Genomic DNA, 14970 nt, shown 5'->3' with positions numbered 1-14970 from the left:
CCGAAGGGCGGGACGGGCCAGTATGCATATGCCGAACCCGTTACAAAGCTTGAATAGCCTGCATTTATGCGCTATTTCCGCGGAAATTATAAGTTATGATTCACGGTTTAATCGTCGCGAAGACAGGCGGACCCGTCCCCATCCGGGCCCTACGCCCCGCGGCATGTACCCAATTCCCCCCCAGAGTTAGCTGAGCTCCCATGTTCGGATTCCTGCGCAGTTATTTTTCCAGCGATATGGCGATCGACCTCGGTACCGCCAATACGCTGATCTACGTCCGCGGCAAGGGCATCGTGCTCGACGAGCCGTCCGTGGTCGCGATCCGTCATGAAGGCGGCCCGCACGGCAAGAAGATCATCCAGGCCGTCGGCCACGAAGCCAAGCAGATGCTCGGCCGCGTTCCCGGCAACATCGAAGCCATCCGGCCCATGAAAGACGGCGTGATCGCCGACTTCACGGTCACCGAGCAGATGCTCAAGCAGTTCATCCGCATGGTGCATCCCCGCAACATGCTGGCTCCCAGCCCCCGGATCATCGTCTGCGTGCCCTGCGGTTCGACCCAGGTCGAGCGCCGCGCCATCCGCGAATCGGCGCTGGGCGCGGGCGCCTCGCACGTGTTCCTGATCGAGGAACCCATGGCCGCGGCCATCGGCGCCGGCCTGGCCGTCTCCGACGCCAGCGGCTCGATGGTGGTCGACATCGGCGGCGGCACCACCGAAGTGGCGGTCATCTCGCTGGGCGGCATGGTCTACAAGGGTTCGGTGCGCGTCGGCGGCGACAAGTTCGACGAGGCCATCGTCAACTACATCCGCCGCAACTACGGCATGCTGATCGGCGAGCCCACCGCCGAACTCATCAAGAAGGAAATCGGCTCGGCCTTCCCCGGCTCCGAAGTCCGCGAAATCGAGGTCAAGGGCCGCAACCTGGCCGAAGGCGTGCCGCGCAGCTTCACGGTCTCGTCCAACGAGATCCTGGAATCGCTGACCGACCCGCTCAACCAGATCGTTTCGGCCGTGAAGATCGCGCTGGAACAGACGCCTCCCGAGCTGGGCGCCGACATCACCGACAAGGGCATCGCCCTGACCGGCGGCGGCGCGCTGCTGCGCGACCTGGACCGCCTGCTGCAGGAAGAAACCGGCCTGCCCGTGGTGGTGGCCGACGATCCGCTCACCTGCGTCGTGCGCGGTTGCGGCGAGGCGCTGGAACATCTTGAAAAGCTGGGCGCCATTTTCATCAACGACTAATTCCGCGCGCCAGCCCGGAGCCCCGCAGGTTCGCGGCTCCGGCCGCTGCCGCAGCGATGGGCGCGGGCGTCCGGGCTGAAATTCATGCAACGACAAGGGACTCCCCCCCTATTCAGGCGCGGCCCTCCTGCGGAGGTGCGGCTGGTCGTCCTGGTCTTGCTTGCCCTGGCCCTGATCGTCATGGATTCGCAGTGGCGCATGCTGGAACCGGCGCGCCGGGCGGTGTCCGTGGCGCTGTATCCCTTCCAGCGCGCCGTCATGGCGCCGCGCGACCTGGTCGAACAGGTCAACGAATGGGTCAACGCGGCCAATCTCATCCGCAGTGAAAACGAAGCCCTGCAGCGCCAGCGCATCGAACTGGCCCAGGTGGCCACGCACGCGGCCCAGCTGGCCGCCGAGAACGCGCAGCTGCGCCGCCTGCTGGGCGTGACCGATACCGTGGCGCAGGCCGCCGTGGTGGTCGAGGTCATGTACGAACCCACCAACGCCTTCACCCAGCGCCTGGTCTTCAACAAGGGCAGCAAGGCCGGCCTGGCGCCGGGCATGCCGGTGATCGACGAAGGCGGCGTGGTCGGCCAGATCGTGCGCGTCACGCCGATGACGGCCGAGGCCGCGCTGGTCACCGACGAGCAGGTCTCCATTCCCGTGCAGCTGCTGCGCAACGGCCTGCGGCTGATCGCCTTCGGCGGCAACTCGCCGGGCAAGATCGAGGTCCGCTACCTGGCGGCCAATGCCGACATCAAGGAAGGCGATACCATAGTCACCAGCGGCGTGGGCGGCCTGTTTCCGGCCGGCCTGCCGGTGGCCAAGGTGACCTCGGTCGAGCGCGATACGGCCTCGGGCTTCGCGCGCGCCGTGGGCGAACCGCTGGCCCATCCCGAACGCTATCGCCACTTCCTGGTGCTGCAGGTGGACGTGGCCCGCGCCGAATCCAACCGTCAGGAGGTCGATTCCGGTGGATCGGACTAATCAATCCGCGGCCCGGCCCCGCCGCCTGGGCACGCCCAGCAACGTCGAGCCCGACCGCCTGTCCGGTCCGGCGCACGGCCTGTTCGTCTGGGGCACGGTGCTGCTGGTGTGGCTGGTGTCGCTGCTGCCGTGGCGGCTGTGGCAGGGCGCGCCCGACGTGCTGCTGCTGATCATCGCCTTCTGGTGCGTGCACGAGCCGCGCCGGGTGGGCCTGTTCACCGCCTTCTTCTTCGGCCTGCTGATGGACGTGCACGACGCCGGCCTGCTGGGCGAGCACGCGCTGTCCTACACGCTGGTGGCCTACGGCGCGGTGGTGCTGCACCGCCGGCTGCAGCGCTTCGACCTGTGGAGCCAGGCGATGCACATGCTGCCGGTGTTCTTCCTGGCGCGCCTGCTGACGCAGATCATCCACGCCTGGCTGGCCGGCAAATGGCCGGGCTGGGACTGGGGCGTCAGCGTGCTGCTGACCGCGGCCCTGTGGCCCCTGGCGGGCTGGGTTCTGCACCTGCCGCAGCGCGGCGCCGACGACGCCGAATCGTCCTCCGCCTGAGGGCGGCGCCGCGTCATGTTCGAATTCAAGAAAACCGGCCAGCAGCAGAAGCAGCGGTTCCGCCTGCGCGCCTGGGTCGGCGGGCTGTTCGCGCTGGCGTGTTTCGGGGTGCTGGTCGGGCGCTTCTGGTATCTGCAGGTGGACCGCTACGAGGGCCTGTCCGAGCGCGCCGACCGCAACCGCATCGCGGTCGTGCCGATTCCGCCGCGCCGCGGTGAAATCCTGGACCGCAACGGCGAAGTGCTGGCGCGCAATTACCGCACCTATACGCTGGAAGTGGTGCCGGCGCAGGCCGGCAACCTGAACGAGCTGTTCGAGCGGCTGACCGAGGTCGTGTACATCAGCCCGGCCGACCAGCGGCGCTTCAAGCGCCGCGCCGCCGAGTCCAGCCGCTACGCCAGCCTGCAGCTGCGCAACAATCTCAACGACACCGAGGCCGCCTGGTTCGCCGCGCATTCCTTCCAGTTCCCGGGCGTGGAACTGCGCGCGCGCTGGGTGCGCGAGTATCCGCAAGGCGTGTCGGCGGCCCATGTGGTGGGCTATATCGGCCGCATCGCCGAGGGCGACATCGAAGAGCTGGACCGCACCGGCCAGATGGGCAATTACCGCGGCACCGACGTCATCGGCAAAAAGGGCATCGAGAAGACCTGGGAAGAACAGCTGCACGGCAAGACCGGGCTGGAAGAGGTCGAGGTGACCGCCGGCGGGCGTCCCATGCGCACGCTGCGCCGCATCGACCCGGTGCCCGGCTCCGACATCATGCTGTCGATCGACCTGGGCCTGCAGAAAGTGGCCGAACAGGCGTTCGAAGGGCAGCGCGGCGCGCTGGTCGCGCTCGATCCCGACACCGGCGAGGTGCTGGCCTTCGTGTCGCAGCCGTCCTTCGATCCCAATCTGTTCGTCGACGGCATCGACGTGGACAACTGGCGCATGCTGAACGAATCGCCGGACCACCCGCTGATCAACCGGCCGCTGTACGGCACCTATCCCATCGGCTCGACCTACAAGCCCTTCGTCGGCCTGGCGGCGCTGGAGCTGGGCAAGCGCCGGGCCACCGACCGCATCTCCGATCCGGGCTACTTCGAGTTCGGCGGCCAGAAGTTCCGCAACGCCGGCGGCGCGGCCTACGGCATGACCGACATGCACCGCGCCATCGTGGTGTCGTCCGACACCTACTTCTATTCGCTGGGCCCCGAGATCGGGGTGAACGCGCTGCACGATTTCACCAAGCAGTTCGGTTTCGGCCAGATCACCGGCATCGACCTGGAAGGCGAGAAGCGCGGCGTGCTGCCCTCGACCGACTGGAAGCGCTCGGCCTACAAGGACAAGGAGCGCCAGCGCTGGTACGCGGGCGAGACGATTTCGGTGGCGGTCGGCCAGGGCTACAACGCCTTCACGCTGCTGCAGCTGGCGCAGGGCACCTCCACGCTGGCCAACAACGGCCTGTACCGCCGTCCGCACCTGGTGCACGCGGTGCGCGATCCGCGCAGCGGCGTGGCCAAGCCGACCGAATCGACGCCCGACTACCGGATTCCCCTGAAGCAGGCCAACGTCGACGTCATCAAGAACGCGATGGCCGACGTGGTGCGCGTGGGCACGGCGCGGCGCGCCTTCGCCAACACGCCTTACCAGGCGGCAGGCAAGACCGGCACCGCGCAGGTGTTCAGCCTGCGCGGCGGCCATTACCGCGCCAGCGCGATCGACGAGCGCCTGCGCGACCACGCCCTGTTCATGGGCTTCGCGCCGCTGGAGCACCCCCGCATCGCGGTGGCGCTGATCGTGGAGAACGCCGGCTGGGGCGCCAGCGTGGCCGCGCCGGTCGCGCGCAAAGTGTTCGATTACTGGCTGGCCAAGGAGCGCCAGGACCAGGTCGCGCAGCCGCGGCCGCAGCCGCAGCCCGCCGATCCCCTGGCTTCGGTCGAAGCCATAGCCTCCGACGTGGTGCGCCAACGATGAAACGCCTGGGTCTCATTCTGCTTCGGGTGTTCACCGCCTTCGACTGGCCGCTGCTGGCGATCCTGCTGATGTTCGCGGCGCTGGGCCTGACCGTCATGCATTCGGCGGTGGGCGGCACCGACTGGCGCTTCGCCGAGCAGTCGCGCAATTTCGTCATCGCGTTTTTCGCGATGTGGACCATGGCCCTGATTCCGCCGAAGTGGCTGATGAAGCTGGCCCTGCCGTTTTATGTGGTGGGGGTGGTGCTGCTATTGGGGGTGGAGTTTTTCGGCGAGACCAGCAAGGGGGCGACCCGCTGGCTGAACCTGGGCGTGACCCGCATCCAGCCGTCGGAAATGATGAAGATCGCGGTGCCGATGATGCTGGCCTGGTATTTCCAGCGCCATGAGGGCGCGGTGCGTATCCGCGACTTCCTGGCCGCGGCGGCGATGCTGGCCGCGCCGTTCGGCCTGATCGTGCTGCAGCCCGACCTGGGCACGGCGCTGCTGGTGTTCGGCGCGGGCTTTTTCGTGATCTATTTCGCGGGCCTGTCGTTCAAGCTGCTGGTGCCGGTGATGCTGGCCGGCATCCTGGCCATCGGCACGCTGGTCTATTACGAGGACCAGCTGTGCGAGCCGGACGTGGACTGGGTGGTGCTGCACGACTACCAGAAGCACCGAGTCTGCACGCTGCTCAATCCCAGTTCCGATCCGCTGGGCAAGGGGTTCCACACGATCCAGTCGATGATCGCGGTGGGCTCGGGCGGGGTGTACGGCAAGGGCTACATGAAGGGCACGCAGACGCATCTGGATTTCATCCCGGAACGGACGACGGACTTCATTTTCGCGGTGTACGCGGAGGAGTTCGGGCTGTACGGGGGGATTGCGCTGCTGGTGCTGTACGGCTTGATGATGGCGCGCGGGTTGACGATCGCGGCGCGGGCGTCGTCTCAGTTCGGGCGGCTGCTGGCGGGGGCGTTGACGATGATGCTGTTCATCTACGTATTCGTGAACGTGGGGATGGTGACGGGGATTCTGCCTGTGGTGGGAGTGCCGTTGCCGTTCATGAGCTATGGGGGGACGGCTTTGTTCACCATGGGGATTGCGTTCGGCATCATGATGAGTATCAGTCGGCATCGGTCGGCTAAGACTTAAGGTTTTTTTGACCTTTGGGGCCTCTTCGTAGGTCGCCCGTTGGCGTGGGCGGCGTGGCTGCTCGCGCCCGCGATTGCGGTCCGAAGCGTTCGCTTCGGACTTCCCCTTCGTCATCTTCGTCACCGCCTTCGGCGGTTCCTTCAGATTCCCTCGGGCGCATCGAGGTTGCTCGCAGTCACGCCGCCCACGCCAACGGGCTGCCGTCGTCTTGGCTTGTCGCGCTGCTAGAGCAGGGTTCAGTGTCGAGTCTTGGTGTGCCCGCCACTTTAGGCCGCCCGGGCGGCCTAAAGTGGCATACGCATTTTGGGCGTTTGCGGCGGGTGCGCTTGCGCGAATGCGCTGGGGAGGGTGCTTGGGGTCCCCCCAAAAGGGCTTGGGGGGGAGTGGTGATGGGTGGCGCAAGCGCCACCCATCCGGCGGTGGGGTTGAATTGACGGTCTGATCTGGGACTGGGGCGTTGCTCAGCCTTCTTGCGGCAGTGCCTCGGGGACGCCCAGGTCCACGGCCAGTTTGGTCAGGCCTTCCCAGATGCGGGTGTCGAATTCCACGGTGTCCGCGTTGATGGCGCGGTTGCGGGCTTCGTATTCGCCGGGATATTGCACCGATTCGACGCCGGGTTGGGGCTTGCAGGCGTGCAGGTAGTCGATGAAGGCGCCGACTTCCAGGGAGCGCCAGTCGGTGTTGAAGTCCACCTGCGGGTCCAGCAGGAGCGCGAACATGTTGTTCGTGGCCACGCCGTTGCGGGGGTGTTCCGGCTGGATCGTGCCGCCGCCGGACAGGACGCCGGCCAGCAGTTCGGCCACCAGGCCCAGGGCGTAGCCCTTGTGGCCGCCGAAGGGCAGCAGGGCGCCGGGCGGGTCGGTGAAGAGTGCGCCGGGGTCGGTGGTGGGGTTGCCCTGGGCGTCGATCAGCGCGCCTTCGGGGGCGGGTTCGCCCTTGGCGGCCAGCACGCGGGCCTTGTTGACGGCGATGGAGCTGGTGGCCATGTCCACGATGAAGGGCGGGCGGCCTCCGGGCAGGGGGCCGGCGAAGCACAGCGGATTGGTGGTCAGGCAGGCCTGCGCGCCGCCGAAGGGGGCCACGGTGGGGGCGCGGTTGATCACGTTGGTGAAGGCCAGCAGGATCAGGCCCTTGGCCGCCACCATTTCACCGAAGTGGCCCATGCGGCCCAGGTGGTGGCTGTGGCGCAGGGTCAGGATGCACTGGCCGTGCTCCTGGGTGCGCTCGATGGCTTTTTCGATGACCACTTTGCCGACGTACTGGCCCAGGCCGTTGTGGCCGTCGTAGGCCAGCATGGCGCCGCGGTCGTTGACCAGTTCGGGGCGGCCGTCGGGGCGGGCCAGGCCCTCGGACAGCACGCGGCGGTAGTTCGTCAGGATGGACAGGCCGTGGCTGGCGTAGCCCACGCGGTCGGATTCGACCAGGTGTTCGGCCACGTCGCGGGCGATGTCCTCGGGCACGCCTTGCGCCATCAGCACGCGGCGGCCGTATTCATAGGCTTGGGCGATGGAGAGCTTTTTCATGATGCGCGCTCCTTACAGCCAGCCCAGCCAGCGCCAGTAGGTCGCGCCCATCAGCATCATCAGCGCGTAGCCGATGATGGTGACCAGGATGCCGACCTTGGCGAACTGCTTGGCGTTGAAGGTTTCCGTGCCCAGGCACACCATGTTCTGCGGCGCGTTGATGGGCAGGATGAAGCCGTAGCTCACCATGAAGCCCAGCAGCATGGTCATGCCCAGGCGGCTGAAGTCGCCCGGCAGCGTGGCCAGCACCGAAATCAGGATGGGCAGCATCGCCGAGGTCAGCGCGGTGGCGCTGGCGAAGCCCAGGTGGATGATGATCAGGAAGGCCGACAGGATGGCGAAGATGGCCAGCGGTCCCAGGTGGTCCAGGCCGGTGTGGGCCACGACCTGGTTGCCCAGCCATTGGCCGGCCTGGGTGGTCAGCAGGGCGGTGCCCAGGCTGATGCCGACGCCGAACACGATCACGGTGCCCCATGGGATGCGCGATTGCACGTCTTTCCAGGTCATCACGCCGAAGCGCGGCAGCAGCAGCAGCACCAGGCCGAAGTAGGTGGTGGAGGTGGTGTCGAAGCGGTGCAGCTTGCCTTCGGTCGACCAGAACAGCAGCAGCAGGATGGACACGGCCATCAGGCGTTTTTGCGCGCCGGTCATGGGGCCGAGTTCGAGCAGCGATTTCTCGACGGCTTCCTTGCCTCCCGCGATGCTGTCGCTTTCCGGCGGCAGCAGCTTGAGCACGATGATGATGAGCACGGCCGACATGATCAGCGACCAGGGGGCGCCGGCGATCAGCCAGTCCGACCAGGCCACGCGCTGGCCCAGCATTTTTTCCATGAAGCCGACGGTCAGCAGGTTCTGCGCGGCGGCGGTCTGGATGCCGACGTTCCAGATGCTGGTGGCCTGGGCCACGATGATCATGATGCCGGCGGCGATGTTGGAGCGCTTGTCCACGCCGAAGGCCGCGATCACGCCCATCATGATGGGCACCACGGCCGCGCTGCGCGCGGTGGCGCTGGGCACGACCAGGCTGAGCACGATGGTCACGGCGATGCAGCCGATCAGGATGCGGCGCGTGCTGGTGCCGACCCGGGACAGGGTCACCAGCGCGATGCGGCGGTCCAGCCCGGTGAAGGTCATCGCCGCGGCGATGAACAGCGCGCCCGTGACCAGCGCGAGCGCCGAGTTGGAAAAGCCGTTGAGCGCCATGCTGATCGCGGCCGAGGTGCCGTACATCACCTGGGGGTCCTTGATCGTCGGAGCCGTTCCCAGCAGGAAAGCCATCAGCGTGGTGATCATGATCGCGCTGGCTTCGTAGGAAACGGCTTCGGTGATCCAGACCACGACGGCGAACGCGAGGATGGCGAGCATCCGGTGGCCCGCGACCGGCAGGTCGGCCGGCAGAGGCAGCATCAGCACGCCTATCAGCGCGATGATGCCGGCGATCAATCCGATGGGGATTTTGGTTTTCTTTGGCGCCTGTGTGGCAGGCGCGGCGGCTTGCGCGGTCATATCCATCTCCGGTTGAGGTCAAACTGACGACATGCCGCCCCGCGAGCTCGGGCCCTGTTCAATTCGGCATGTCGATGCTACAGAATGATCGTGACGGCATTAAGGAAAACCCGTATTGATGGAGATCAATCGAACTACGAATCACGCTTGTGGAAAACTTGCCTCGCGCATTATGCTCATCGGCCCCCGCCGGCGGCAAGGCGTCTACCCCAGCGCCAGGCGCAACTGTTCGTCCAGGTGCAGCGTGGGCGCAACACGCCAGCCGCTCTGCGCATAGCGCAGCCAGCGGCCCAGCACCAGGTGCGTCAGCAGGCTGGCGTGCGCCGACACATTGGCCTGCGGCGGCAGGCCGCCGTCGCTGACCGCGATGCGCAGCGACTGCTTGAGCGAAGCCTCGATGCGGTCGTTGATGTGGTTGATGCGTTCCTGCAGGCGGTTGTCTTCGGTCACCAGGGCGTCGCCCGTAAGCACCCGCGTCATGCCCTTGTTGCGCTCGGAGAAGGTCAGCAGCATGGCGACCGTCTGGTGCGCCTGGGCCAGGCCCTGCGGCTCGGCCGCGGCGATCTGGTTGACCAGCGTGAAGATGCTGGTCTCGATGAATTCGATCAGCCCTTCGAACATCTGGGCCTTGCTGGCGAAGTGCCGGTACAGCGCGGCCTCCGAGACTTCCAGGCGCGCGGCCAGGGCGGCCGTGGTGATGCGGGAGGCGTGCGGCTGCTCCAGCATCTCGGCCAGGGTCTGCAGAATCTGGGTCTTGCGCTCGCCGGGTTTGCTCGCCATGGAAGTGTCTGCTCTCGCGCAGGCTGACGGTGGAGGGGAGGGAGGAGCGCGCCGCTACCGCAGGGGGCGTCGGCGTAACAGCAAATCACTGACGCAGTTTACCCGCAAGTCCACGTAGGCCGGACGCTGCGAGCGGCCGCGGGAGAACGGCGTGCCCGGGTGATACACATGGACGGTGCGCAGGCCGGCGCTGCGTGCGCCGCGCAGGTTGGCCAGGGTGTCCTCCACCAGCACCGCGCGGCGCGCCGGCACGCCTTCGCGCGCCAGCACGTAGCGCAGCAGGGCGGGCGAGGGCTTGGGCCGGAACTCGCCGTGCAGCCGCATGTGCTCGATGGCCCACAGGCTGTCGAACTGGCGCAGGATGCCCAGCCGCGCCAGCACCGCGCGGGCGTAGCGCAGCGGCGCGTTGGTCAGCAGCACCTTGCGCCCCGGCAGCCGGCGCAGCTTGTACGCCAGCGCCTTTTCCGCCCGCACCAGCGGATTGACGTCGAAGTCATGGCTGCGGTGCAGGAACTCGTGCGCGTTCACGCCGTGGTGCCGCACCATGCCGATCATGGTGGCGCCATAGCGTTTCCAGTACAGCGACCGCACCCGGTTGGCGGTATCGACGTCCACGCTCAGCGCCTCGGCCACCGCCATGGTCATGCCATGGTCGATCTTCGGAAAAATCGCGTGCGAAGTATCGTGCAGCGTATTGTCCAGATCGAACAGCCACAGCCGCTCGGACGCATCCGCGCCCGTGCGCCGCGACCGGCGCACCCGCACCCCCGGCCGCAGCAACTGACGATGAACCCGCATCAAACCCTCCGAAAAACGACAGCGCCCCGAATCCGGCGTCAAAAACGCAAGTGCCCCGAATCAGGCAACTCCTCCACGATCCAGGCCGCGCGGATCCGGCTCCGCCGGTCCGCAGCGGCGCCCCCCTGGGGGGGAAGCGCCCCCCGGCGCTTCGGGGGGGGGGAAACTCAATGCGAGCTGATCATCGTGCCCACGCCCTGATCCGTCAGGATCTCCAGCAGCAGGCAGTGCGGCACGCGGCCGTCGACGATGTGCACGGAATTCACGCCGTTCTTGGCGGCGTCCAGCGCCGACGAGATCTTGGGCAGCATGCCACCGGAAATCGTGCCGTCGGCGAACAGTTCGTCGATGGTCTGGGCCGACAGGCTGCGCAGCAGCTTGCCGCCCTTGTCCAGCACGCCCGGGGTGTTGGTCAGCATCAGCAGCTTTTCGGCGCCCAGCACCTCGGCCATCTTGCCGGCGACGACGTCGGCATTGATGTTGTAGGCCGTGCCGTCCTCGCCATAGCCGATGGGCGAGATGACGGGGATGAACTGGTCGTCCTGCAGGGCCTTGACCACGGCCGGCTCGACCGTGGTGATGTCGCCGACGAAGCCGATGTCGATGGGTTCGGACGGGTTGTCCTTGTTGTCCATCAGCTTCTTGCGGGCCTGGATCAGGCCGCCGTCCTTGCCGGTCAGGCCCACGGCCTTGCCGCCGACCTCGTTGATCATCATGACGATGTCCTGCTGGACCTGGCCGCCCAGCACCCATTCCACGACTTCCATGGTCTCGGCGTCGGTGACGCGCATGCCCTGGATGAAGGTGCCCTGCTTGCCGATGCGGCGCAGCGCGTCGTCGATCTGCGGACCGCCGCCGTGGACCACCACCGGGTTCAGGCCCACCAGCTTCAGCAGCACGACGTCGTGCGCGAAGCTGCGCTGCAATCGCTCTTCCGTCATGGCGTTGCCGCCGTACTTGACCACGATGGTCTTGCCGTGGAATCGTCGGATGTACGGCAGCGCTTCGGACAGTACGGCAGCTTTGACGGCAGGAGACGAAACGGCAGCAGGGTCGGGGGTGTCGGTCATGGCAGCTAAGTCGGCAAAATAAATATATGAAAGATTAGAAAAAATGCCTGCACAAAAACGCGTTCGGAACGCGGTAGCGCAAGCATACGACGGATTGTAGTACCCACAGGTTTCTTATGCTTTAAACCCATGTTCATATGCCCGACAAATAACCGCCATTCAGGTAAATTGTGGCGCTCAGGCCCACGGGCTATGTTGGCCGGACAAATTGTCCCCAATTTTTAATTCCTACATAAGAGGCAACACATGCGTTTGAATCTTGTCCGCTCGGCCCTGCTGGCCTCGGCCTTCCTGGTGGCGGCCAACGCGGCCCACGCCGAAAAAGTGGTGGTGGGCGCAACCCAGGTGCCGCACGCCGAGATCCTCGAAGTCGTGAAACCCAGGCTCGCCAAGGAAGGCGTGGAGCTCGACATCAAGGTCTTCAGCGACTACGTGCAGCCCAATCTGCAGCTGGCCGACAAGCAGCTCGACGCCAACTTCTTCCAGCACAAGCCCTACCTGGACTCGTTCAACAAGGACCGCAAGGCCAATCTGGTGCCGGTGGCCCTGGTGCACGTCGAGCCTTTCGGCGGCTACTCCAAGAAGGTCAAGAGCCTGGCCGAACTGAAGGACGGCGCCAGCGTCGCCATCCCGAACGACCCGTCCAACGGCGGGCGCGCGCTGGTGCTGCTGCAAAAGCAGGGCCTGATCAAGCTGAAGGACCCCGCCAACATCCTCGCGACCGCGGCCGACGTGGTCGAAAATCCCAAGAAGCTGAAGTTCCGCGAACTGGAAGCGGCGATGCTGCCGCGCTCGCTGGATGACGTGGACCTGGCGCTGATCAACACCAATTACGCGCTGGAAGCCGGCCTGGTGCCGACCAAGGACGCGCTGTTCATCGAGGGTTCCGATTCGCCCTACGCCAATATCCTGGTGACCCGCGAGGACAACAAGAACGCGCCGGGCATCAAGAAGCTGGTCGACGCCCTGCACACGCCTGAAGTCAAGACGTTCATCCAGGACAAGTACAAGGGCGCGGTGGTGCCGGCCTTCTGAGGCCGCCACCGCGGCGGGCGGGCTCAGCCCGCCAGCGCCTTTTCCACCGTGGCGTGGAATTCGGCGACGTCGTATTCGCCCAGGTAGCGCTTGATGATGTTGCCCTTCTTGTCGATCAGGAAGGCGGTGGGCGTGAGGCGGATGTCGCCGAAGGCGCGGGCGATGTCGCCCTTGGTGTCCAGCGCCACCGGGAACGGCAGCTTGCGCGTCTCGGCGAAATTCAGCACGAAGTTGGGCGGATCGTAGTCCATGGCGACGGCGACCGCCTCATAGCCCTGGTCTGCGTACTGCTTGTAGGCCGCGATGGTCTCGGGCATCTGCTTCACGCAGGTCACGCAGCTGGTGGCCCAGAACTTGACCAGCACGACCTTGCCGCGCAGGTCCTGCATGGAGAAGGTCTTGCCTTCCAGGGTCGTGAAGGTGACGTCGGGCGCGGTCTGGGTGGGCCGCAGCACGAACCAGGCGCCGATGCCGACCGCCACCAGGACGGCGAGCGCTACGATGGCTTTTTTCATTTGATGGGCATGACCTCAACGCCGCCGCCCGTGCCGCCCGCGTTGCCGCTGGGCGCGCCGGAGCCGCTTTCGATGGGCGCTTTGGATTCCGTGGTGGGGTTGGACGAGGAACCGCTGTTCGACAGCCGGATCGCTTCCTCGCGGCTGATCGTTTCAAACAGTTTAACCACCTTGGCCACGCCGCCGACGTCGGCGGCGGCATTGGCTGCGTACTCACCTTCGGTCTGGGTCAGCTTGCCCATCAGGTAGACGACGCTGTGGTCGGTGGTGACGGCGATGGTGCCCGACGGCACGTACTTGGTGTTGAGCAGGGCGGTCTTGACCTTGGAGGTCAGCCAGGTGTCGTTGGAGCGCACGCTGAACGAGGCGATGGGGCCGACCGTCAGCTGGTTGACGACCTGTTTGACGTTTTCCACGCCCTGGGCGATGGCGGTGGCCTGGCTCTTGGCCTCTTCGGAGGGCACGTCACCGGTCAGCAGCAGGTGGCCGCCGTAGGCCATGGCGTTGACGCGGGCGGTTTCGCCCAGCTTCTGCGAGATCTGGCTTTGCGCCTTGAAGGCGATGTTCTGGTCCTCGAGCTGGACGCCGGAGGTCCGGCGGTCGGTCACGACGACCGCCGTGGTGGCGGCGGCGCCGCCCACGATCAGCGGCGCGCAGGCCGTCAGCGACAGGGCGGCGGTGGACAGCGCCGCGGCGAGCATCAGCGGACGGGCAGCGGTACGGACGTCAGAAATCATTCGGTGTCTCCAAGCAGAAGAGCGTCTATGCCGTCGCACAGCGCGTGCAGCAGCAGAATATGGACTTCCTGGATGCGCATCGTGCGATCGCTGGGAACACATAGATGGACGTCCATGGGCGTGATGAGTTCCCCCATGACGCCGCCGCCCTTGCCGGTCAGGGCGAGCACGTGCATTTCACGGGCGCTGGCGGCCTCCATGGCGCGCACCACATTGGGAGAGTTGCCGCTGGTGGAGATCGCCACCAGCACGTCGCCGGCCTGGCCGAAGGCGTTGACCTGGCGCTCGAACACCTCGTCGAAGCCGTAGTCGTTGCCCACCGCGGTCAGGATGGAGGTGTCGGTATTGAGCGCGATGCCGGCCAGGGGCAGGCGCTCGCGCTCGAAGCGGCCCACCAGTTCGGCGATGAAGTGCTGCGCGTCGGCGGCCGAGCCGCCATTGCCGCAAGCCAGAATCTTGCCGTTGTTCGCCAGGGCGCCGAACAGCACGTCCACCGCTATCGCCAGCGGTTCGGCCAGCACGTTCATGCTTTGTTCGTAGGCAGCCATGGCGTCGCGAAAGTGCGACGTCATTCGAGAGGTCATGTCCATGGCCGCGATTATCTCACGGTGCCGTACCGCCGTTCTGTCCAGGCGTAACCGTGGCGGGCGCGGCGTTACGGCCCGGACTCAGTCCAGCGCGAAGGCCGCGCGCAGCCATTCGGCGCGGCCGGCCTCGAAGACCACGGCGTCGAAGCGGGCCGGCGGCAGCCGGCCGTGCCAGTGGCGGCGCGCCAGTTCGGGCAGCCACTGGGCGGCGGCGCGTGCCAGCCGGGCCTGTTTTTCGGCCCCGATGCTGGCCGCGGCGCCGCCGTAGCGGCCGGCCCTGCGCGCGCGGACTTCGACGAACACCAGCGTGTCGCCATCGCGCATGGCCAGGTCGATCTCGCCGGCAGGGGTGCGCAGGTTGCGCGCCAGCAGCGTCAGGCCGCGGGCCAGCAGCAGGCGCAGGGCGGCGGCCTCGTGGCGGTCGCCGCTGCGCTGGGTGGGCGAGCGTTGCGGACAAGGGCGCGGGGCCGGCGTGCTTGGCGCGCGCCGGCGGCGTTTGGCGGCGCGGCGGCGCGCGGCCAGGGCCAGTTCGCAGGCCAGGCGCAAGGTCTCGTCGTTCATGGGAGG

The 14970-nt window shown here is 66.7% G+C and carries 15 protein-coding genes; 6 read left to right on the top strand and 9 right to left on the bottom strand.

The genetic code is table 11. The annotated features are described in order from the left end of the window. Positions 1-200: 200 nt before the first annotated feature. The 5 genes from AC1IQ6_RS26015 (at position 201) to rodA (ending at position 5852) form a co-directional block, all read left to right on the top strand. Entirely contained in the window at positions 201-1244 is a 1044-nt protein-coding gene (locus AC1IQ6_RS26015; RefSeq protein ID WP_006216320.1) for a rod shape-determining protein, read from the top strand. A gap of 84 nt (positions 1245-1328) precedes the next feature. Further along, positions 1329-2213, top strand: coding sequence for a rod shape-determining protein MreC (gene mreC, locus AC1IQ6_RS26010; RefSeq protein WP_102775206.1), 885 nt, complete (start codon positions 1329-1331; stop codon positions 2211-2213). After that, a complete protein-coding gene (mreD, locus tag AC1IQ6_RS26005; RefSeq protein WP_168202279.1) occupies positions 2200-2763 on the top strand; it encodes a rod shape-determining protein MreD in 564 nt (187 codons plus the stop codon). Before mreC ends, mreD begins: the two co-directional genes overlap by 14 nt. Before the next feature lie 15 nt (positions 2764-2778). Further along, positions 2779-4719 (top strand): penicillin-binding protein 2, encoded by a 1941-nt coding sequence (gene mrdA, locus AC1IQ6_RS26000; protein ID WP_111826866.1) that lies wholly within the window; start codon positions 2779-2781, stop codon positions 4717-4719. Then, positions 4716-5852, top strand: coding sequence for a rod shape-determining protein RodA (gene rodA, locus AC1IQ6_RS25995; RefSeq protein ID WP_102775209.1), 1137 nt, complete (start codon positions 4716-4718; stop codon positions 5850-5852). The genes mrdA and rodA overlap by 4 nt, the downstream gene beginning before the upstream one ends. Before the next feature lie 461 nt (positions 5853-6313). Here the strand turns inward: rodA and AC1IQ6_RS25990 are convergent, their stop codons facing one another. The 5 genes from AC1IQ6_RS25990 to argB form a co-directional block, all read right to left on the bottom strand. After that, positions 6314-7375, bottom strand: a complete 1062-nt coding sequence (locus AC1IQ6_RS25990) for an Ldh family oxidoreductase (protein ID WP_485865508.1) — start codon at positions 7373-7375, stop codon at positions 6314-6316. A gap of 12 nt (positions 7376-7387) precedes the next feature. After that, complete coding sequence (locus AC1IQ6_RS25985; RefSeq protein ID WP_485865507.1) at positions 7388-8881, bottom strand: DASS family sodium-coupled anion symporter; 1494 nt, start codon at positions 8879-8881, stop codon at positions 7388-7390. A gap of 204 nt (positions 8882-9085) precedes the next feature. Continuing rightward, positions 9086-9661, bottom strand: a complete 576-nt coding sequence (gene slmA / locus AC1IQ6_RS25980) for a nucleoid occlusion factor SlmA (protein WP_102775212.1) — start codon at positions 9659-9661, stop codon at positions 9086-9088. Between the two features lie 54 nt (positions 9662-9715). Continuing rightward, complete coding sequence (locus AC1IQ6_RS25975) at positions 9716-10459, bottom strand: pyrimidine 5'-nucleotidase (RefSeq protein ID WP_485865506.1); 744 nt, start codon at positions 10457-10459, stop codon at positions 9716-9718. A 167-nt stretch (positions 10460-10626) separates the two neighbouring features. Then, complete coding sequence (gene argB, locus AC1IQ6_RS25970) at positions 10627-11529, bottom strand: acetylglutamate kinase (RefSeq protein WP_102775214.1); 903 nt, start codon at positions 11527-11529, stop codon at positions 10627-10629. Positions 11530-11775: 246 nt separating this feature from the next. Here argB and AC1IQ6_RS25965 point away from each other — a divergent pair, with 246 nt between their 5' ends. Continuing rightward, positions 11776-12564, top strand: coding sequence for a MetQ/NlpA family ABC transporter substrate-binding protein (locus tag AC1IQ6_RS25965; RefSeq protein WP_102775215.1), 789 nt, complete (start codon positions 11776-11778; stop codon positions 12562-12564). 23 nt (positions 12565-12587) lie between these two features. On the opposite strand, the gene AC1IQ6_RS25960 is transcribed toward AC1IQ6_RS25965, so the two are convergent. From AC1IQ6_RS25960 to AC1IQ6_RS25945, 4 genes are all read right to left on the bottom strand, one after another. Further along, positions 12588-13079, bottom strand: a complete 492-nt coding sequence (locus AC1IQ6_RS25960) for a peroxiredoxin family protein (RefSeq protein WP_102775216.1) — start codon at positions 13077-13079, stop codon at positions 12588-12590. Then, the gene (locus AC1IQ6_RS25955) at positions 13076-13816 is read right to left on the bottom strand and encodes a BON domain-containing protein (protein WP_102775217.1); all 741 of its coding nucleotides are present in this window, start codon (positions 13814-13816) and stop codon (positions 13076-13078) included. Before AC1IQ6_RS25955 ends, AC1IQ6_RS25960 begins: the two co-directional genes overlap by 4 nt. Continuing rightward, the gene (locus AC1IQ6_RS25950) at positions 13813-14406 is read right to left on the bottom strand and encodes a phosphoheptose isomerase (protein ID WP_165359025.1); all 594 of its coding nucleotides are present in this window, start codon (positions 14404-14406) and stop codon (positions 13813-13815) included. Before AC1IQ6_RS25950 ends, AC1IQ6_RS25955 begins: the two co-directional genes overlap by 4 nt. Before the next feature lie 78 nt (positions 14407-14484). Continuing rightward, a complete protein-coding gene (locus AC1IQ6_RS25945) occupies positions 14485-14964 on the bottom strand; it encodes a YraN family protein (protein WP_111826863.1) in 480 nt (159 codons plus the stop codon). Positions 14965-14970: the final 6 nt, after the last annotated feature.

The organism is Achromobacter sp. MUI-25009338, assembly GCF_057359325.1.
Note: the sequence above shows the minus strand (reverse complement) of the source record. Positions and strands in the feature narration are given on the sequence as shown.